The 19,482-nt window shown below is 68.6% G+C and carries 19 protein-coding genes; 14 read left to right on the forward strand and 5 right to left on the reverse strand.

What is annotated here, in order from left to right; translation table 11 throughout:
- Window positions 1-302 precede the first annotated feature (302 nt).
- From ACIBH4_RS21235 to ACIBH4_RS21255, 5 genes are all read left to right on the forward strand, one after another.
- The gene (locus ACIBH4_RS21235; protein ID WP_362765617.1) at window positions 303-3,440 is read left to right on the forward strand and encodes a M14 family zinc carboxypeptidase; all 3,138 of its coding nucleotides are present in this window, start codon (window positions 303-305) and stop codon (window positions 3,438-3,440) included.
- A gap of 1,136 nt (window positions 3,441-4,576) precedes the next feature.
- Window positions 4,577-6,289 carry an endonuclease/exonuclease/phosphatase family protein gene (locus tag ACIBH4_RS21240; RefSeq protein WP_362765614.1) on the forward strand — a complete coding sequence of 571 codons (1,713 nt, stop codon included), beginning with the start codon at window positions 4,577-4,579 and terminating at the stop codon, window positions 6,287-6,289.
- Window positions 6,290-6,632: 343 nt separating this feature from the next.
- Window positions 6,633-6,971 carry a metalloregulator ArsR/SmtB family transcription factor gene (locus tag ACIBH4_RS21245; protein WP_362508192.1) on the forward strand — a complete coding sequence of 113 codons (339 nt, stop codon included), beginning with the start codon at window positions 6,633-6,635 and terminating at the stop codon, window positions 6,969-6,971.
- On the forward strand, window positions 6,968-7,444 hold the full coding sequence (locus ACIBH4_RS21250; protein ID WP_362508195.1) for an SRPBCC domain-containing protein: 477 nt from the start codon (window positions 6,968-6,970) through the stop codon (window positions 7,442-7,444). Before ACIBH4_RS21245 ends, ACIBH4_RS21250 begins: the two co-directional genes overlap by 4 nt.
- Window positions 7,441-8,067: a dihydrofolate reductase family protein gene (locus ACIBH4_RS21255; RefSeq protein WP_362508198.1), complete on the forward strand. Its 627-nt coding sequence runs from the start codon at window positions 7,441-7,443 to the stop codon at window positions 8,065-8,067. Before ACIBH4_RS21250 ends, ACIBH4_RS21255 begins: the two co-directional genes overlap by 4 nt.
- Here the strand turns inward: ACIBH4_RS21255 and ACIBH4_RS21260 are convergent.
- Both ACIBH4_RS21260 and ACIBH4_RS21265 read right to left on the reverse strand, forming a co-directional pair.
- Window positions 8,051-8,893, reverse strand: a complete 843-nt coding sequence (locus ACIBH4_RS21260) for a MerR family transcriptional regulator (protein WP_362765611.1) — start codon at window positions 8,891-8,893, stop codon at window positions 8,051-8,053. The two genes, ACIBH4_RS21255 and ACIBH4_RS21260, sit on opposite strands and share 17 nt — an antisense overlap.
- A 2-nt stretch (window positions 8,894-8,895) precedes the next feature.
- Window positions 8,896-10,149, reverse strand: coding sequence for an MFS transporter (locus tag ACIBH4_RS21265; RefSeq protein WP_362508204.1), 1,254 nt, complete (start codon window positions 10,147-10,149; stop codon window positions 8,896-8,898).
- Window positions 10,150-10,494: 345 nt separating this feature from the next.
- On the opposite strand from ACIBH4_RS21265, the gene ACIBH4_RS21270 reads away from it, so the two are divergent.
- The 6 genes from ACIBH4_RS21270 (at window position 10,495) to ACIBH4_RS21295 (ending at window position 15,109) form a co-directional block, all read left to right on the forward strand.
- Window positions 10,495-11,418, forward strand: coding sequence for an NADP-dependent oxidoreductase (locus ACIBH4_RS21270; RefSeq protein ID WP_362508207.1), 924 nt, complete (start codon window positions 10,495-10,497; stop codon window positions 11,416-11,418).
- A gap of 120 nt (window positions 11,419-11,538) precedes the next feature.
- The gene (locus ACIBH4_RS21275) at window positions 11,539-12,405 is read left to right on the forward strand and encodes a lytic polysaccharide monooxygenase (RefSeq protein ID WP_362508210.1); all 867 of its coding nucleotides are present in this window, start codon (window positions 11,539-11,541) and stop codon (window positions 12,403-12,405) included.
- Window positions 12,406-12,494: 89 nt separating this feature from the next.
- Window positions 12,495-13,253, forward strand: a complete 759-nt coding sequence (locus ACIBH4_RS21280) for a DUF305 domain-containing protein (RefSeq protein WP_362770342.1) — start codon at window positions 12,495-12,497, stop codon at window positions 13,251-13,253.
- Between the two features lie 89 nt (window positions 13,254-13,342).
- Complete coding sequence (locus tag ACIBH4_RS21285) at window positions 13,343-14,179, forward strand: MetQ/NlpA family ABC transporter substrate-binding protein (protein WP_362508216.1); 837 nt, start codon at window positions 13,343-13,345, stop codon at window positions 14,177-14,179.
- Between the two features lie 284 nt (window positions 14,180-14,463).
- The gene (locus ACIBH4_RS21290) at window positions 14,464-14,730 is read left to right on the forward strand and encodes a DUF6458 family protein (RefSeq protein WP_362508219.1); all 267 of its coding nucleotides are present in this window, start codon (window positions 14,464-14,466) and stop codon (window positions 14,728-14,730) included.
- Between the two features lie 127 nt (window positions 14,731-14,857).
- A complete protein-coding gene (locus tag ACIBH4_RS21295; RefSeq protein WP_350944918.1) occupies window positions 14,858-15,109 on the forward strand; it encodes a DUF4235 domain-containing protein in 252 nt (83 codons plus the stop codon).
- Window positions 15,110-15,207: 98 nt separating this feature from the next.
- Here ACIBH4_RS21295 and ACIBH4_RS21300 read toward each other — a convergent pair whose 3' ends face one another.
- Window positions 15,208-16,428: a glycosyltransferase gene (locus tag ACIBH4_RS21300; RefSeq protein ID WP_399172645.1), complete on the reverse strand. Its 1,221-nt coding sequence runs from the start codon at window positions 16,426-16,428 to the stop codon at window positions 15,208-15,210.
- A gap of 145 nt (window positions 16,429-16,573) precedes the next feature.
- Between ACIBH4_RS21300 and ACIBH4_RS21305 the strand changes: the two genes are divergently transcribed.
- The gene (locus ACIBH4_RS21305) at window positions 16,574-16,819 is read left to right on the forward strand and encodes a BON domain-containing protein (RefSeq protein WP_362508225.1); all 246 of its coding nucleotides are present in this window, start codon (window positions 16,574-16,576) and stop codon (window positions 16,817-16,819) included.
- Window positions 16,816-17,529: a metallophosphoesterase gene (locus tag ACIBH4_RS21310; protein WP_362508228.1), complete on the forward strand. Its 714-nt coding sequence runs from the start codon at window positions 16,816-16,818 to the stop codon at window positions 17,527-17,529. Before ACIBH4_RS21305 ends, ACIBH4_RS21310 begins: the two co-directional genes overlap by 4 nt.
- Window positions 17,530-17,935: 406 nt before the next feature.
- On the opposite strand, the gene ACIBH4_RS21315 is transcribed toward ACIBH4_RS21310, so the two are convergent.
- Both ACIBH4_RS21315 and ACIBH4_RS21320 read right to left on the reverse strand, forming a co-directional pair.
- Window positions 17,936-18,085, reverse strand: coding sequence for a GPGG-motif small membrane protein (locus ACIBH4_RS21315; RefSeq protein ID WP_184719841.1), 150 nt, complete (start codon window positions 18,083-18,085; stop codon window positions 17,936-17,938).
- A gap of 25 nt (window positions 18,086-18,110) precedes the next feature.
- Window positions 18,111-18,620, reverse strand: a complete 510-nt coding sequence (locus tag ACIBH4_RS21320) for a DUF6328 family protein (RefSeq protein WP_362770344.1) — start codon at window positions 18,618-18,620, stop codon at window positions 18,111-18,113.
- A 66-nt stretch (window positions 18,621-18,686) separates the two neighbouring features.
- Between ACIBH4_RS21320 and ACIBH4_RS21325 the strand changes: the two genes are divergently transcribed.
- A complete protein-coding gene (locus tag ACIBH4_RS21325; RefSeq protein WP_362770346.1) occupies window positions 18,687-19,286 on the forward strand; it encodes a hypothetical protein in 600 nt (199 codons plus the stop codon).
- Window positions 19,287-19,482: the final 196 nt, after the last annotated feature.

The following is a 19,482-nucleotide window of genomic DNA, read 5'->3' on the forward strand; positions in this document are numbered from 1 at the left end:
GGGGCGGGCGGGGGGGGGGGGGGCGCGCGGGGGTGTGGGGGGCGGGGGGGGGGGGGGGGGGGGGGGGGGGGGGGGCCCGGGCGGGGGCCCCCCCGGCCGGGACCCTCCTCACCGGAGACGTCTCCGGACGGCGTCTTCGGGGACTCGCACGCCGCGCGCCCCTCGTGACTCCGGAAGCCCCGGACGCGTCCTGACCAGATCAGGTCAGCGCGGAATCATGGCGAGGGTTGACGTTGACTCAGGTCCGACTATCCCCCAGATTTCGTGCATTCCTATCTTTCGGGGGATGTACGGAGGTCGCAATGAAACATGCGAGATCGGCCATTCTCGCAATCGCGGTCCTGCTTCTGGGCCTGATGGTGAGCACGCCCGCGGCGGCGGTACCCGATCCATCCGCCGACGGCGACGACGGAGTGAGCGTCTACGTCGGCGAGCTCACCCCGCAGCAGATGGACGAGCTGCTGAAGTCGGGCGTCGAGCGCGAGGAACTGCGGATCACCAGGTCCGCGAACGGCGAGAAGGTCAGCGTCGAGGCGATCCTCGGCGCGGCCCAGGCGGAGCAGCTCGGCAAGGCGGGCCTCGACCTGAAGGTCCAGCGGCCCGCGGCGGCGAGCAGGCAGGCGGCGAAGGGGGACGGCGTCTTCAAGCCGTACAGCGGCGCCGGCGGCATCCGCGAGCAGATCGTCAACGCGGCGAACGCCAAGCCGAACATCGCCAAGGTCGTCGACCTCGGCACCACGGTCAAGGGGCAGCCGCTCACCGCGATCAAGGTGACGAAGAACGCGCGGCAGCTCAAGGACGGGGCGCGCAAGGCCGTGCTCTACATGTCCGCCCAGCACGCCCGTGAGTGGATCACCCCGGAGATGAACCGCAGGCTCCTGCTCCACTACCTGAACGGCTACGGCACCAACCCTGAGATCACCCAGCTCGTCGACAACGTCGAGCTCTGGTTCATCCCCGTGTCCAACCCCGACGGCTACGACCACACCTTCACCGCGGGCAACCGCCTCTGGCGCAAGAACCTCCGCGACAACAACGGCGACGGCCAGATCACCAGCGCCGACGGCGTCGACCTGAACCGTAACTTCGCCTACAAGTGGGGCTACGACAACGAGGGCTCCTCCGACAACCCGGCGAGCCAGACCTACCGGGGCCCGAGCGCGCAGTCGGAACCCGAGACCAAGGCCGTCGACAACCTCGCCAAGCGGGTCGACTTCACCTACATCCTCAACTACCACTCGGCCGCCCAGCTGCTGCTGTACGGCATCGGCTGGCAGCAGGCCACCCCCTCTCCCGACGACCTCGTCTTCGAGGCGCTGCTCGGTGACGACGCGACCCCGGCCGTACCCGGCTACGACCCCGACATCGGCGCCGAGCTCTACACGACCAACGGCGAGACCGACGGTCACATGACCAACAAGCACGACGCGCTCACGATCACACCGGAGATGAGCACCTGCGAGGTCGCGGTCGAGAGCGTCCCCGACGACGAGTGGACGCTCGCCGACTGCGCGGGCGGCTCAGGCTTCACCTTCCCCGACAGCGAGGCCCTGATCCAGGCGGAGTTCGCCAAGAACGTCCCGCTCGCGGTCAACCTCGCCAAGTCCGTGAAGACCCCCGACGCCCCGGTCTCCCCGGTGGGCCGCACGGTCCCCGACTTCCGGCCCGACAGCTTCACCGTCTCGTACGGTGACCCGCAGCCGGTGGCCGTCACCATGCGGCGGTCCCTGCTCACCAAGCAGCTGCGCTTCCGCATCAACGGCGGTCCCGTGCGCCTGCGCGGCCTCAGCGAGTGGAAGGGCGGCGAGCGGTACGGCGACGAGAACAACCTGTACTTCGCCGAGTACCGCTCCAAGGTGGAGGGCGCGAAACCGGGAGACAAGGTCGAGGTCTGGTTCACCGGCCACAAGCCCGGCGTCGGGACCGTGGAGAGCGAGCACTTCACGTACAAGCTGGAGAAGAAGTCCAAGGCCAAGGTCCTCATCGTGGCGAACGAGGACTACACGGGATTCAACCCCGACTACCCGGCGTCGGTGACCGCGCCGAAGTACGCGGCGCAGTACAGGCAGGCGCTGCAGACCGCCGGATACGCCTCGGAGACGTGGGACGTCGACGCCCAGGGCGTGCCGCACCACCTCGGGGTGCTCGGCCACTTCAAGGCGGTGGCCTGGTACCTCGGTGACGACCGGCTCGCGATGGACGCCCAGGACGTGGAGACCGAGACCCCGTTCGGCCCGCTTCCCGACATGGACGTCAAGCGCGAGCAGCAGGATCTGACCGTCTCCGTCCGTGACTACCTCAACGAGGGAGGCAAGCTGCTCTACACCGGGGAGACCGCGGGATACTTCGGCTTCTTCGGCAGCAGCCTCGGTGGCATCTACTACGGCCTGGACGGCGCACCGGACTCCGACTGCGTCATCAGCACCCAGGACGGCTTCTTCGAGGAGTGCCTCATCCTCGCCGACGACTTCGCCCAGTACTACCTCGGTGTCTACGGCCGCAACCCGCGCGTCGGGCCGACCGGGTTCACCGGCACCGGCCCCGGACTGAACGGCACGAGCGGCACCTTCGGCGGCCCGGCGCTCGCCGACAACCCGCTGGACGAGGCGGGCAACCTGCAGGTGACCAGCAATACGCTGCCGCCCGCGAAGTTCCCCCAGTTCAAGAGCTGGGCCTCGGGCGACTACGTCGGGGCGACCGGCCCGTTCGACCCGGTCGAGGGCGACTGGTACGTGGCGGGCCCGCACACCGACGACGCGTACAAGAGGCTGACGCGCACGATCGACCTCGCGGCCGTCCCCGCCGCGCAGCAGCCCAAGCTCCAGTTCCAGCTCTCGTACGACACCGAGGAGGGCTACGACAACGTCATCGTCGAGGCGCACACGGTCGGCCAGGACGACTGGACGACCCTGCCCGACCTCAACGGCCGAACCAGCGCCGACGTCCCCGCCCAGTGCGAGGCCGGCTTCCTGCTGGACGAGCACCCGTGGCTGCTGCGCTACCTCACCCCGGGCGACCCCTGCACGCCGACCGGGACGAGCGGTTCCTGGAACGCCTTCACCGGTAGCTCCGGCGGCTGGCAGCCGGTCGCCTTCGACCTGTCCGCGTACGCGGGCAAGAAGGTCGAGGTGTCGGTCAGCTACGTGACCGACCCCGCCACCGGTGGTGCCGGCGCGTTCGTGGATGACACCAAGGTCACCACCAGCGGCGGCCAGCTCGCCGCCGAGGGCTTCGAGTCCGGTCTCGGCGCCTGGGCGATCCCCGGACCGCCTCCGGGAAGCCCGACGGGCGCCGGTGACTTCGCCAGGGCGCAGGCCGACAAGACGGCGGCCGTCTCGACGAAGGACACCGTCTTCCTCGGCTTCGGCCTGGAGCAGGTGGCCTCCCCGGCCGAGCGCGCCGCGACCATCAAGAAGATCATGAAACATCTGATCGGCTAGCCGGCTCCCGCCGGTAACGGGTATCCCCGGTTGACGGGTGTCCCCGTCGACCGGCCCCGACCGTGAGGCCGGGCGTCACCCTCGTGACGCCCGGCCTTCGCGCTTGAGTCACCGGATTCACAGTGGTCTGGATGCCGGACGGGAAGCCGCCGAGCCCGGCGTTGCCGGCCGATGAAAGAAGACCGGCCACGCTGACGTCGCCCAAAAGCCGCGTTCAGTCCCGTGAGTCGTCCCAGTAGTCCTTGAGCATCTCGCCGGGGGTGCTCCTTCGTTCCGGCGGCGAGGATTCCGGCCGTTTCCCGGCCGATGAGACGCACACCCTGTGAGGAAACTCAACGCTTTTCGACCAGGATCGAAAAGGCTTTACAGCCTGGAGTTTGGCAATGTAGTTTCGCCATCAAGTTCGAATGAAAGTCGCGTTCGCCTCGATACATCTGGAGCTCGCCTGATGGCTTTGGTTCGTCCAAGCGCCGACCGCGTGAGCATGACCTGCGCACCTTCCTCGTCCCGACCGTACCGCCGTGCCCCGGCACCACCCGGCGCGACGACCATCCGTCCCCGGCCGGGGCGGGCAACCGTCTCGCCCGGTGCTGCTTCAGTGGCTCGCCGCGCCGACCGGTCCGCGTCGCCCGAAGGTGCGAGTTCGAACCGACTTCCCGGGTGACCGACGCCCGGGCGTCACATCCTCGGCCAACGCACCCGCTGCCACCTGGGAAAACGACGCTGAGAAGGGGAAGCGTCGACAGAGGACGCGGCATCGTCACCGGTGCTCCCGGACGTCGTGGGCGGTGCAGGTCACCGCCGCCGACATCCATGACGGCTCGCCGGCACCCCCGCTCCGATCGCGAGTGGCGAGGCCACGGCTCTCACCACACCCCCTCACCGTGGCACCGTCGCCGAACACGGCATCGACACCGACATCGTCCCCCGTGCCCGCGCCGCCTGAGGGTTCACCGCTCCGCATCGGTGCCGGATCACCGAACGGAGCCTCAGCGGACTGATTTCCACCGTCTCATGCCCCGCAGCTACGAGACCGTGCCGGTCCGCCGAGAATCATGCGCTTCATTGATTGCGTGATTCGCCGACCCAGCATGAACTCACCTCGACCTCGCGAGGAATTCGAAAGAGGTATTCGAGTGTTACGAAGGATTGTCACGATTATCGTCTCGGCGCTCTTCACCGTGGTGCCGATGGCGGTCGTGTCGCAGGTCGCACCGGCCGCGGCGCAATCCCAGGACAGGGTCATCATCTCGGGAGACTGGGACGGTGACGGTACGGACACGTACGGCATCGTGGACACCTCCACGAACCCGATGACGTGGTATCTGACGGACCGATACGACAACTTCTGGGTCGACAACCTCGTCCCCGACACCGTCTTCACCTACGGCGACCGTGGCGCGACCCCGATCGTGGGCGACTGGAACAACGACGACATCGACACCCCGGGGGTCTTCGTACGCACCGGCGGAACGCCGTCGTGGCGACTGCGCAACAGCAACACGTCGGGATCCGCCAACGTGACCTTCGGCTATGGCGCGGCCTCGGACACCCAGCCCCTGGTCGGAGACTGGGACAAGGACGGCGACGACACCCCGGGCCTGTTCCGGCCGGGCAGTCCCAACACCTACCTGCTGCGCAACAACAACACCGCCGGGAGCGCCGACCTCACCTTCACCTACGGCAGCGGTGCGGGCAAGCCCATCGCGGGCGACTGGAACAACGACGGCCGCGACACCATCGGGTTCGTCAACACCGCCACCAGCCCCTTCACCTGGCAGCTGCGCAACACCAACAACGCCGGATCGGCCAATGTGACGTTCACCTACGGCAGCGGCAGTGCGTCGTCGGTGTTCTTCGCCACGGGCGACTGGGACGGCAACGGCTCCGACACCCCCGCGGTCGCGCTGCCCCTGACCAACGGCCCCTTCCAGTGGCATCTGCGTAACAGCAACACCAGTGGCGTCGCCACCAGCGGCGTGCGCTTCAACCCCGTCACGCCGCTGAAGCTGATGCACTTCAACCTGTCCGGCGGCATCCTGAACAACGGTACCTACCCGATCATCGGGCGGATCGTGCGGGAGGTGCAGGCGCGCCGCCCCGACGTGATCTCCCTCAACGAGATCTGTGACCGTCAGTACGCGCATCTGGTGGACCAGTTGGCGGCGGCCGGATACGCGATGCAGGGATACTTCCAGGAGTCCCGCACGTTCGTCCCCGACTGCATCGTCTTCCCCGACACCCGCAACGAGGCCGGGAACGCCATCCTGGTGCGCGCCGAAGTGACCCAGCAGAAGGGATACATGTTCACCAGCGACCACAAGCTGGAGGAGCGCGACCAGCCCGTGGTCACGGAGGAGCGCAGCGTCGCCTGCGTCGTGGCCAATTTCCCGCCGGCCAATCAGTCGGTGAAGGCCTGCTCGACACACCTGGCCGACGGTGACGCCTCCGGAGCACAGGCCGAGACCCGGGAGCTGACCCGCGTGTTCGGCCCCGAGGCGAACTCCAGGCCGTTCATCCTGATGGGCGACCTCAACCTCACCCCGGACGACGCCGCGATCGGCACGCTCTACTACCCGGCGGGGAGTGGAAACTTCTGGGAGACCGACACCTACTGGAGCAGTTGCATCGGCGAGGACGGGATGTGCGAGCCCGTCAGGGGCGGCCGGCCCACACGGGTCGGCGGCAACCGCAAGATCGACTACACCTTCCTCAGCCGTGACCACTTCAGCGTGCCGATCGCCGGCGTCGACATCGTCGACGCCGGTAACTGTGACACCCACCCCTGCTCCGACCACCTGATCATCCACAGTTCCGTCGACCTGTACCTCCCGAGGAAGGCACCCTGACCGAGGTGGGTGTGACCCGCAGGTGGTTCTCGCCTGTACGGCGAGCATCAGGACGGTGTCACCGGCCTGTGGAGCGGGGCCACGTGAGCCGGCATCCTGTCTCACTCCGCACGGGTGGCTTCGGTTCCGCCGGGATCACCGAACAGGAGGGCGGACATGAGACACCTGATCGGCTAACCAGGCCGTCCCACCGGTAACCGGACCGCGAGGCCGGGCGTCACGCACGTGACGCCCGGCCTCCGCGCGTCCGGGATTCCTCCCATGCCCCGAGGGCTGTTTGCTTGGACACGACCTGAATACTTTGCTCTTGCGCTAAGTGTTTCTGCGGGCAATACTTAGCCGCATGGCACAGTATTCGGCCGAGCTCGACGGTGTGTTCGTCGCCCTCGCCGACCCGACGCGCCGCGGCGTCATCCGACGCCTCGGCCGCGGTCCGACGAGCGTGGGCGATCTCGCCCGCGAGTTCCCGATGACCCTTCCCTCCTTCATGAAGCACGTGCGGACGCTGGAGGCGAACGGCCTGATCCGCACGGTCAAGCTCGGCCGGGTGCGCACCTGCGTGCTCAACCGCGACCGTCTCGCTCTCGTCGACGGCTGGCTCGAAGAGCAGCGCCAGGTCTGGGAAGAGCGCACCGACCGGCTCGAACGCCTCGTCACCGATCCAAAGGAGAAACAACCGTGAATCCCGATCTCGACCTGATCCTGCAGCGGGTCATCCGCGCCCCGCGCGCCGCGGTGTGGAGCGCGTGGACCGATCCGTCCCTCTTCGAGAAATGGTGGGTTCCGGCGCCGACCGTGTGCCGCGTCGACCGCCTCGACGTCCGGCCCGGCGGCGCGCTCGTGACGCGACTGAGCGACGACGGGGTCGACTTCGTCCCGCACCTCGACGCGAGCTTCCTCGTCGTCGACGAGCTTGAGCGGATCGCGTACACGAACGCGATCGACAGCGCCTGGCGCCCCGCGAACCCGGCACCGGTGCTCATGACAGCCGAGGTCACGCTGAACGACCACCCGGACGGCACGGACTACCGGATGATCGTCCGGCACGCCGATCCGGCCGCCCGCGCCCGCCACGAGGAACTCGGCTTCTTCGACGGCGTGGGCTCGGTCGTCAAGCAGCTCGCCGTGGTCGCGGAGAGCGAGGCCGTACGGTGAGGATCGTTCTCACGGAGTTCGTCACCCTCGACGGGGTCAGCCAGGGTCCCGGTTCGCCGACCGAGGACACGAGCGACGGCTTCGCCCGCGGCGGCTGGCTCGTGCCCCACCTGGACGAACTCTTCGTCCGGCGTACCTCCGACTGGCTGGACCTCGCCGACGGTCTGCTGCTCGGGCGGCGAACCTACGAGGCGTTCGCCCGGGACTGGCCCCAGATCACCGACCCGGACGACCCGTACACCGCGCGGATGAACTCGCTGCCGAAGTACGTGGTGACCAACACCCTCACCGAAGGGAGCTGGCATCCGACGACCGTGCTCCGCGGCGACCCGATCCAGACCGTCGGGGAACTCAGGGCGCGGCCAGGACGGGAACTCCAGATCCACGGGAGTGCCCGGCTCGGCAACGCCCTGCTGGCGGCGGGCCTCGTCGACACGCTCCGGCTCGTCGTCGCCCCGGCCGTGACCGGTTCGGGGCGGCGGCTGTTCGACCGTCCGAGCGGACCCGTCGGCCTTCGACTCGTCCGCCACGAGGTGACGGCGAAAGGCCTGCTGCTGCTTCAGTACGAGACCGCCGGCGCCGCCCCGACAGCGGAATACGAGGGCGTCACGGCCTTCGTCTAGCGCGGTGACCAGGATCGGACCCGCCCGGCACCGTCGCGGGTGCGCATCGCCCCTCCGCCGGGGACAGCGTGGCGGCACCGAACATGATGTCCCACTCGGGGCTGCGGTCGAAGTGTTCGCCGATGAGTCGCATGGTGTGCCGCTGGGCGGGATTCATGTGCTCCGTTATGAGTGCTGTCAGTGCGTCGGTGTTCGTTCGGTCCCTGGCGCTGTCGGGGAAGTCCGGGAGCGCGTTGCCGTGGGCGGCGAGGAATACGCGGATCGCGGCGACCGCACGGTCGACGAGTGGGACGATCTCGTGTTCCGAGGCGTCGGCGGGTAGCTCCTGGATCGCGGTGTTGACGTGAAGGAGGTCCTCGGGTGCGTCTTTCAGGGCCCTGACGAAGGTGAGCGTGTCCTCCTTCGGTATCAGGTGGGTAAGAAAGAGGGCGACGTTGCGTGAGGCGGGATCGTTGCCGAGTGCCTCCATCGCGAGGAGTGCTTCGGGAGACAGATCAGGTGACACCCCGAGACTGATCAGCTCGTCGACCTCGGATCGAATACGTTCGAGGTCGGCGATTCTGGTGTCGAGTTCCGTGCGCAGTCCGCGCAGGGATTTCTGGCCGTCCTCTTCGGAATCGAGCATCCGGGCGACGTCGTCGAGGAGGAAACCGAGGCCGGCGAGGCGGTTGATGCGCAGCGCGAGTACGAGGTGTTGGGCGGTGTACTGCTTGTAGCCGTTCGCGAGCCGTTCGGGTTCGGGCAGGAGCCCGATGTCGTGCCAGTGACGGATCGAGCGCAGCGTGACGCCGGCGAGGTCCGCGAGTTGCCTGGTGCTCCACGCCACGATCACCCCTCCTTCGCGTCCACTGCCACACCTATTGTGTCCAACGACCGGAACGCGGGGACGCACAGCGCGACCACGACGGTCACCACGATCACGACCGCGATCCCGATCCCCGCCGTCACGAGCCCGAACCCGGAAGCGATCGCGGCGATGGGAGCCGAGGTGAGGGCGGGTGCCGCGAGCATGAGAGCGTTCTGCGCACCGAGCACACGTCCGCGCATCCGATCCGGAGTCGCCTCGATGATCGCCACCCCCAGCACCGCGGACATGGGGCCGTTGGTCAGGCCGATGAACACGGCCGCGGCCAGAACCGTCCAGGGCGCCGCCATCATGCCGATCACGGTGAATCCGATGCCTATGCCGACCATCCCGATCACGAACCAGGCGCGGCGCGACACCTTTCCCACGGTCGCCGCGTACACGCCCGCGCTGAGAAGGCCGCCGAGCGCGATACCGGTTGCCGCGAACCCGCTGAACTCAGGCAGGTTCTCGCTCGTGAAGTAGGCGGGCATGATCGTCGCCTGCAACGCCACGATCACCGCGACGAACACCGCCGACAGCAGGCTCGCACCCAGCACCAGTCGGTGCCCGAGCAGGAACCGCCACCCGGTCACCAGGTCGGTGAACACCCCGCGAACACCCGCCCCCGCGGTGCGAACATCGGTCAGGGTGATCTCTCCCACGCGGGACGACATCGCGAACGACAGCAACGCCGCGGCAAGGCTCATTCCGGCGGTGATGAACAACGCGGCGGCACTCACACCGACCAGCCACACCAGCAGCCCGCCCAGGCCGGGCCCGATCAGCATCAGCGCGCCCGCCAGCGACTCGCGGACACCTACCAGCCGATCCAGTGCACCCGGCTTACCGCCGTCGAGTTGGACGAGGCGGGGAAGCAGCGTCTCCCGCGCCGTCATCCCCGGCATGTCCCCGAACGAGCCGATCACACCCAGCACGATGAACCACGTCAGGTTCAACCCCCACAGGGCATCCACGACCGGGACCGCGGCAACCGACGCCGCGGACAACACGTCACTGACGATCGACACCGTCCGCCGGTTCACCCGGTCGACGACCACCCCGGTGAGCATCCCCACAACCGCGGCAACCGCGGCGGTCACCGACGCCAGGACACCGGCGGCGAGGATGTCACCGGTCTTCGCGAGCACCAGCAACGGGAACAGTACCGACGCGACCCCGTTCCCCAGCAGGGAAAGACTGTACGACCCCAGATAAACCCAGGTACTTCGACTCATGGACGCATCACAAACCATGCCGCTACGGCACAGTCAAGTCAGAAGCCGAAGGCGCCCGGTGAAGCGGAAACTTCTGGGAGATCGACACCTACTGGAGCAGTTGCATCGGCGAGGACGGGATGTGCGAACCCGGGCCCACACGGGTCGGCGGCGGCGCCCTTGGGCGCAAGCTGGGACTGCCCCGTCGACAGCTGTTCGCCGCGACCACGGGTATGGCCGCGGTGGCGGCCGACATGACGCCCTGGCGGTGCCCGGCACGGGTGTGTTGACCTCGATCAAGCTTGAGGTTGCAGGCTGGGCGGCGACGTACGCGAGCGAAGGCGTACGCGAGCGAAGGGGAATCCCATGAAGGCAGCCGCGTTTTTCGAGTTCGGCGGTCCCGAGGTGTTGCGGGTGGCGGAGCTTCCGACGCCCGAGGCGGGCGAGGGGCAGGTGCGGGTGCGGGTGCGGGCCGCGGGCGTACAGCCGTTCGACCTCGCCATTCGGGAGGGGTGGACCCCGCAGGGGGTGAGCGGTGAGCTGCCCCGGGTGCCGGGCAACGAGTTCGCGGGGGTGGTCGACCAGGTGGGCGAGGGGGTGGAAGGATCCGTGGACGGGGTCTTTGTCGGAGCCGAGGTCCTGGGCTTCGACCTGCTGAACTGCTACGCCGAGTACGTGGTCGTACCGGCGGAGAACGTCACGTCCAAGCCCGCGAACATGCCCTGGGAGGTGGCGGGCGGTTTCACCGCGGGGACCCAGACCGCCCACATCGCGCTGCGGCAGCTCGGGGTGGGGGAGGGGGACACGGTCCTGGTCCACGCCGCCGCGGGCGGGGTCGGTACCGCGGCGGTCCAGCTCGCCCGGCTCTGGGGGGCGGCCACGGTGATCGGCACGGCCCGCGAGGAGAACCACGACTACCTGCGCGCGCTCGGCGCGACCCCCGTCACGTACGGGGAGGGCTTGGCGGAGCGGGTGCGTGCCCTCGCTCCCAATGGGGTGGACCTGGTCGTGGACGGCGCGGGCGGCGAGGCGCTGGACGTCTCCCTGGAACTGGTGAAGGGGGAGCGCATCGTCACGCTCGTCGAGCACGGCAGGGCCGCGGAGCTGGGGGTGCAGGTGACCCAGGGGGTGAGGCAGGCGTCCCGCCTCGCCGAGCTCGCCGCCCTGTACGCCAAGGGCGACCTCGTCTTTCCGGTGCGCAGGACCTATCCGCTGGAGCGGGCCGCGGACGCCCACCGCGAGGTCGCAGGCAGGCACGGACAGGGCAAGGTCGTGCTGGTCACGGACTGATATCTGCGTATCGCTGGCGTTGTGACCGAAATCCTTAGTAAGGTTTCTTGTTAATAACGTGCTATCCGTCGGCTCGTTGGACAGTCCTGCCTCCCATTTCTCTCTCCAGGAGGAGTCCACGTGCATCTGCGACACAAGGTGGCCACCGGTGCCGCCGCCGCGATCAGCGTAGGGTCCGTGCTCGCTCTGCTGCCGTCCACCGCGGCGGTCGCCCACGGGTCCATGTCGAACCCGCCCAGTCGGGCGTACGTCTGCAAGACGGAAGGCCCGGAGACCCCCAAGTCGGCAGCGTGCAAGGCGGCCGTCGCAGCCGGGGGCACCCAGGCCTTCTACGACTGGCACGAGGTGTCCCGGCTCGAAGCCGGTGGCAACCACCGCCAGATCATCCCCGACGGCCAGCTGTGCGGCGCCGGGCGTGACAAGTATCGCGGGCTCAACCTCGCCAGGGCCGACTGGCCCGCCACCTCGGTCTCCCCGGGACCGCTCACGGTCACCTACCACGCGACCGCGCCGCACGCGAACAGCAACTTCGAGTTCTACATCACCAAGCAGAGCTGGAGTCCCACCCAGCCGCTGCGCTGGTCGGATCTGGAGCACATCAGGACCTTCAACAACCAGAACCCCACCCAGTTCACCAACTGGACGATCAACCTCCCGCAGCGGAGTGGCCGCCAGCTCATCTTCTCGATCTGGCAGCGTGTCGTGGGCAGCACCGAGGCCTTCTACACCTGTTCCGACGTGAATTTCGGCGGCAGCAACCCCAACCCCACGTCGACTCCGACCCCGACGCCGACTCCCACGCAGCCGACCCCGACCCCGACGCCCACCCCGACGAGCCAGCCGGGCGGCACCTGGAAGGCGGGCACCGCCTACGCGGTGGGCGCGACGGTGACCTACGGCGGCGCGACCTACCAGTGCCTGCAGGCGCACACCGCGCTGGCCGGCTGGGAGCCGCCGAACGTCCCCGCCCTGTGGCGACGACTCTGATCCGGTGAGATCCGGCCGGGGTGGTGATCACCACCCCGGCCGGACCCGTCGTTCTTTCCGGGAATCTCCCGAGAACCGAGGAGTTCGTCTTGAAGCGTGCGGTCACAGCGGTCCCGGCGGTGGTCCTGGGGGCCCTCCTGCTCTCCGGTTGCGGCGCCGACAGCATCCAGGAGCTCCGCGGAGGTCCCGCCGGTCACGGGGCACACGGCGCCGCCGGCGTTCCCGCCCGGCCAACGCCCACCCAGGAGACGCACGGCGGCCCAGCACACGGCTCGGGCCAGGGCTCCGGGGAGGGGGCCGCCCAGGGGGCCGATCACTCGGTGCGGAGCGCCGGTACGGGAGTGCCCACTCCCTCGCCCGCCCCGCCCATTGGGACCGCCGCCGGAGTTGCCTTCAACCCTCCCGACGTGATGTTCCTGCAGATGATGGTGCCCCACAACGCCCAGGGGGTACGGCTGGTGCGGTTGGTGCGCGAACGGCAGGTCCGCCCGGAGGTCAGGGAGCTCGCCGAGGCGATCGGCGTGACCCAGGAGCGGGAGTCGGTCTCGATGTCCGGCCTGCTGGACGCATGGGGGCAGCCCGCGACCGCGGAGGACGACGAGCACGCCGCCCACGGCGGGATGCCCGGGGTGAGCGAGGAGGAGGTGGCGGCGCTGATCGCCGCCCCGCCCGCCGAGTTCGAGCGCAGGTTCCTCGACATGCTGATCGCCCAGCAGGACGACGCCGCCCAGATGGCCAAGGTGGAGGTCGCGACCGGGCTGCACCCCGAGGTCACGGAGATGGCCAGGCTCGTCGACGTCTCGCGTACGGCGCAGATCGCGCGGATGCTGAGCCTGCGCGGAGAGTAAAGATCTGCACGGATCAGTAGAGATTTGTCCTTGCACTCCCTTTTGTGAGATATATTTCCTACTTGATGTGTAGGAATTTAGGGGGAGTCATGCGCAAGATCTTTGGGGTCGTGGCCGGATTGATCCTGGCCGGAACCCTGGCCGCGTGCGGAGGGACGTCCACCGACACGGCCCAGCCCGCCGGCGGCACACCGAACGCCGACGCGCCGTTCAAGGTCGGGGTCAACCCCGTGCCCCACGGCGAGGTGCTCAAGTACGTCAAGGACAACCTCGCCGCCAACGCCGGGCTGAACCTGGAGATCGTCGAGTTCACCGACTACGTCCAGCCCAACACCCAGCTCGACGAGGGCAACCTGGACGCGAACTACTTCCAGCACATCCCGTACCTGGAGGAGTTCTCCAAGGGCAAGGACATCAAGCTCAGCTGGGTCGCCCCGGTGCACATCGAGCCGCTCGGCCTGTACTCCAAGAAGATCAAGAACGTCTCCGAGCTCGCCCAGGGCGCCCAGGTGGCGCTGCCCAACGACGCGAGCAACCTCGGCCGCTCGCTCAAGCTCCTGGCCGACAACGGCGTGATCACCCTCAAGGAGGGCGTGGGGGTGAAGGCGACCGAACGCGACGTCGCCGACAACCCCAAGGCGCTGGAGTTCAAGCCCCTTGAGGCGGCCCAGCTGCCGCGTTCCCTGGAGGATGTGGACGCCGCGATCGTGAACGGCAACTACGCCCTGGAGGCCGGGCTGCAGCCCGCCACCGACTCCCTGATCCTGGAGAAGGGCGAGGGCAACCCGTACGCCAACGGCCTGGTCACCGTCCCGGCCAAGGTGGAGGACCCCCGTGTGAAGAAGCTCGCCGAACTCCTCACCGGCCCCGAGGTCAAGAAGTTCATCGAGGACAGGTACAAGGGCGCGGTCCTGCCGGCGGAGTAGGCCGCCCGGTGCCCCGCCTCGGGGGATCGCCGCTCGTGCCCACCCGAGGCGGTGGACCGTCCGGTATCCCTCACCGGGGAGTGCCGTCACCTTCCGCGCGATGCCCTCGGCCGCGCCCCCACCGTCGCGGGGGGCGCGGCCGAGTCTTTTCCGGTCTTTTTCGGGGGCCGTCCATGCCTGTGACGACGTGCGAGAAGCCGGGGTTCGCGTCTGTCGCCACCGGGTGACGTTTGAGATCCGTACGGAGGATAGAGGGGATGCGTTGGCTCGAAGGAGGAGATCCCATGACCATCGCAGGCGGCATCGTTCTCATAATGCTCGGCGCCATTCTCACGTGGGCGGTCGAATTCGACATCGCGGGCTTCGACATCAACGTCGTCGGTGTCATCCTGATGATCGGCGGTTTCGCGTGGCTCCTGTTCGCCGTGTACCGGCTCAGCCTCGCCCGCCGGGCGGTGGCGGACACCACGGCCACCACGGTGATCGAGGACCCGGTCACCCACCGCCGCACCTACGAGGAGCGTCACTACAACGACCCTCCGGTGGTGTGAACCGCGGATCTCTCCCGCAGGGGAGCCGCACCGTCAGTGGGTGTCGCCCGTCGTTCCGGATCCGTTATGGACTGGTTCGCGTGGGTAGGCGGGCCGCTTCAGTGAACGCGAATGGAGGGCAGAGGACGTGAGCAGAGTCGTATCCCGCGGCGCGAGCGCCGTGAGCGGAATGCTCGGTGGCGCGATCGCCGGAGTCATCTTCAAGCAGGTCTGGAAGCTCGCGTCGGGCAAGGACGACGCCCCCCAGGCGACGTCGGACGAGTACGGCTGGGGCGAGATCCTCGTGGCGTCCGCCATCCAGGGCGCCATCTTCGGCGTGGTGAGGGCCGCGATCGATCGTTCCGCCGCCCGGAGCATCCACAGAGCCACCGGTAAGTGACTTTGTGAGGTGGCCGTCGTCACCGTCGGCGGCCGACCTCGCGCGAGAGGCCCCCGATCCCGTCCGAGGGACCGGGGGCCTCCGCACGTCCGAAACCGTCAGGCGGCTCCGGGACACGGGCGGGCGTTGGTCGCCCGCCGCGCCGGGACGCGGGAGGAGAGCACCTCCGCGTACACGGCGGAGGTCTGGGCGGCGATCCGGTTCCAGTCGTAGCGGGACCGTGCCCGCGCGACGGCCGCGGCGCCGTAGGCCGCCAGCACGGACGGCGCGGCGAGCAGCCGGCGCAGTGCGCCGCCCAGCGCGTACGGCTCGCGCGGTGGGACCAGCAGACCGGTGACCTCGGGCACGACGGTGTCCAGGTGCCCGCCCACCGCGGACGCGACCACCGGAACACCGCAGGCCATCGCCTCCAGCGGAACGATGCCGAACGGCTCGTACCACGGCATGGTGACCACGACGTCCGCCGAACGCATCAGGGTGGGGACGTCCTGCCTGTTCACCTTGCCGAGGAACCTCACGCGGTCCGCGACGCCGCACCTGGCGGCCACCCGGGAGAGCCGCCTCGCCTCCGGGTCGTCGACCTCACCCCCGGCGACGACCAGGGTGGCGCCGGGGATGCGGGCGAGGGCGTGAATCGTGGTGTCCACGCCCTTGCGGCGTACGGGACGGCCGATGGCGAGCAGGACGGGCCCCGGCCCGAGGTCCCTCTTCGGACCGGAGGGGGTGAAGGACCGCACGTCGACGCCGCAGGGCACGATCCTCGTCCGGCGCCGGGGGATGTGCATCCGGCGCAGTTCCGCCACCTCGTCGGCGCAGGTCGCGATCACCGCGTCCACCTGGGAGGCGACCATCGCCTCGATCCTGAGACGCTCGCGCGGGCTGGAGTCGGCCGGTCCCTGGTGGCGGCGCTTGACCGTGCCGAGGGCGTGGAAGGTGTGCACGATGGGGACGGCGGCGTCCCTCGCCGCGGCGAGGGCGGCGAGGCCGCTCATCCAGAAGTGGCTGTGGACCATGTCGGGGGGTACGGCGCTCCACCGTCTGGCGAGCCACCGGCCGAAGTCCGGCATCCAGGGGAGCAGATCGTCCTTGGCCAGGGTCATGGCGGGTCCGGCCGGTACGTGGACCACGGTGACCCCGGGGGCCAGGGAGGTCTCGTCGGGTTGGGAGGGGCACTCCCTGCGGGTGTAGACGGTCACCTCGTGCCCGCGGGCGGCGAGCGCGAGGGAGAGGGCGGCTACGTGGACGTTCTGACCCCCGGCGTCGGCTCCGCCGACGGTGGCTAGGGGGCTCGCATGCTCTGACACCATCGCGATCTTCATGGACACGTCTCCACCGGGTGTACGGGGCAGGCGTGCCTGCGTCTTGGGCATGAGGTTCTACCCTGCCCTGACCGGGGGTTTTAAACGTGTTTGACCTTGGAATTCGCGGGAAGGCGAGGAGTTTCCGACGGAAAGGAGTTCGGCGATGGAGGCTCCCCAGTACGTCGCGGCGCGCGTGCAGCGCGCGCTCGCCGAGGACGAGAGAACCACGGAACTCGGTATCCGGGTGGACATTCGAGGCGATCAGCTCTACCTGCGAGGCCAGGTCGTCGGCTCCGAGCGCCGCGAGCTGATCGCGGAGGTGGCAGGTGAGGCGGCCCCCGGGTTGAAGGTTCACAACGAGATCGACATCGTGGACGTACGGGGCCCGGTGGGGGAGGAGAGGCTGTGAGAGACGTGCGGATCGCGGCGGTCGGGGACGTACACCTGGACGAGAGTCGCAGGGGGAGCTACCGCGAGCGGCTCCACGACATCGGGGAGAAGGCCGATGTCCTGCTGCTCGCCGGGGACCTGACCAGGCACGGCACCATGGACGAGGCGCGGGTGGTGGCGGACGAGTTCCGCGACCTGCCGATTCCGGTGGTGGCGGTGCTCGGCAACCACGACCACCACTCCGACCAGCCCGCCGAGATCGCCGCCCTGCTGTGCGACACCGGGATCGAGGTGCTGCACGACGACGCGACGGTGCTCGACATCGACGGCGTGCGGCTCGGCGTGGTCGGCGGCAAGGGCTTCGGCGGGGGATACGCGGGCAAGTGCGCCAGCGACTTCGGCGAGCCGGAGATCAAGGCGTTCGTCGGTCACACCAGGCGGATCGCCGACCGCTGGCGGGTCGCGCTGAAGGAGCTGCAGGCCGACCACACGGTCGTGCTGTCCCACTACTCGCCGGTCAAGGACACCCTCGCCGGGGAACCGCTGGAGATCTATCCGTTCCTCGGCAGCTACCTGCTCGCCGAGGCGGTCGACGCCGAGGGCGCCGACCTGATCATCCACGGTCACGCCCACTCGGGTACGGAGAAGGGCGTGACGCCGGGAGGCATCAGGGTGCGTAATGTGGCGCTGCCGGTGCTGGGCCGGGCGTACGGGGTGTATCTCCTCTGACGGGAGCCTCACGTTCGGGTGCCGAATGATGCAAATATCCGTTAATATCTCGGCGGGTATCTCGGATATCCCGGCCTAGGGAGAAGTGGGCTTATCCCGACACAGGAAGAGGCGGGCCCATATCTCGGCCGACCGGTATCCCGGACAATTGGACAAGAAGAAGCGGGCCGGGGAATACCCGGCCCGCGAGGCTTCTTATGGGAGTTCGGGGCGCTTACATTCCTGCGAACGTTCTCGCGGGTGTGAAACCCGCTTCGAGAAATGGTGCCGGCCTCAGGGCCGCACCGGACGGCGTACGGACATCGGACCGCACGGAACCGGCGTGCGGGTCGGGTGGCCCGCACCTGGACGGTGTGCGAGCTCTCGGCTCACACCGATCTGTGTTGTCGCGAGCGCGAGGCTCGCGTCACACATTGAAGATGCTCACACCCCCGGGGCCGACGAGGAAGCCGAGGACGATCAGGACGATCCCCCAGAGGAGGTCGCGACGGGCCAGGATGACATAGATCCCGGAGATGACGAGGACGACTGCGATGATCCAAAGCAAAGTAGCCATAACCGGCCTCTGCCCTCACAATTCACTACTTAACATCTTCCTCATCCTTGGTTCTGTACAGATCAACCAGCGGCTGGATGAACCACAGCCAGGCGCTCAGCAGTGCTACGACCCCGGCGAACAACGCCGCGGGCCAGGCGTTGAGTACCGTCTCGGCGACCAGTGCGACCGTGCTCGTCATCGCGACCGCGAGTCCGGCGGCCCCCGCGATGCCAAGGGTGTTGGCGCGGTGCAGCATCTTCTCCTTCAGGTTGCTCCTGAACAGGAGACGATGCTGGGCGGCCGGGGTGATGAAGCAAACGGACGCGACGCCCGCGCTCAGCAGGGCGATGAAGAACAGCAGGTGCCCCAGGTCGTCCAATTTTTCGAAGCCCGCCGCGAATGGCAGGCTGAAGAGAAAGGCGAAAAGCACCTGCACGCCGGTGACGGCGACGCGCAGGCCCTGTAACAACTCGCCGAGTTCGCGGTCGACCCGCTCCTTGTGTGTCTCTCCGGGCGCTGATTGTTCTTTTTGCGAGGGTTCGGGGTGAATCATGCACATCGTTTACCCAAGGAAAGGTTTGACATGCCTACCTGGAGGGCTATGGGGTACGCGTGGGTTATGGGAAGCCACAGTCACGAGGTCACCGACGCGATCCTGGAAACGCTGAAGCGGGCGAGCAGCGGGTTGAAGGACGCGGATGTCAGGTTCGCGCTCGCCGGAGGTTGTGCGGCCTACGCCCGCGGAGCCGCCCCCTCGCTCCACGACGTCGATTTCGTCCTTCCCCAGGAGGACGTGCCGCTCGCGCTTGAGGCGCTGGGCAAGCTGGGATTCGAGACCTCCAGGCAGCCGCCGGAGGACTGGCTGGTCAAGGCCTTCGACGAGGGCAGGCTGGTGGATCTGATCTTCTCGATCTGCGACCACCCGGTCACGCCCGAGTTGCTGAAGCGCGCGGAGCCGATGAAGGCCTCGGCGGTGATCCTGCCCGTCCTGGAGGCCACCGACCTGGTCATCTCGTGGCTGCTGCCGCTCTCCGAGCACAGTTGCGACTACGGCTCGCTGCTGCCGCAGGTGCGTGCCCTGCGCGAGCAGGTCGACTGGAACCACGTCGCCGCCGTCGTGCGGGACTCCCCCTATGCCTCCACCTTTCTCACTCTCCTTCAACGCCTCGATGTCATTCCCGACCCCGTCGACCCCTCGGGCGACCCGACCTGGCCCTGAGCCTCGCCTCCGACCCGCGCCCGCGCCTGAGACGACCTGACCTTCTGAGACGTGGCGGTTCTCAGGACGACATGAGAGGGGGGGGCCCCCCCGGGGGGGGCCCCCCCCCCGGGGGGGGGGGGCACCCCCCCCGCGGCAGCTGGGGTGGGGGGGGACGGGGCGGGGGGGGGGGGGGGGCGCGGGGGGGGGCGCGGGG

It is taken from the genome of Streptosporangium sp. NPDC050284 (assembly GCF_044459525.1).
In the GTDB taxonomy this organism is placed as follows: Bacteria; Actinomycetota; Actinomycetes; order Streptosporangiales; family Streptosporangiaceae; genus Streptosporangium.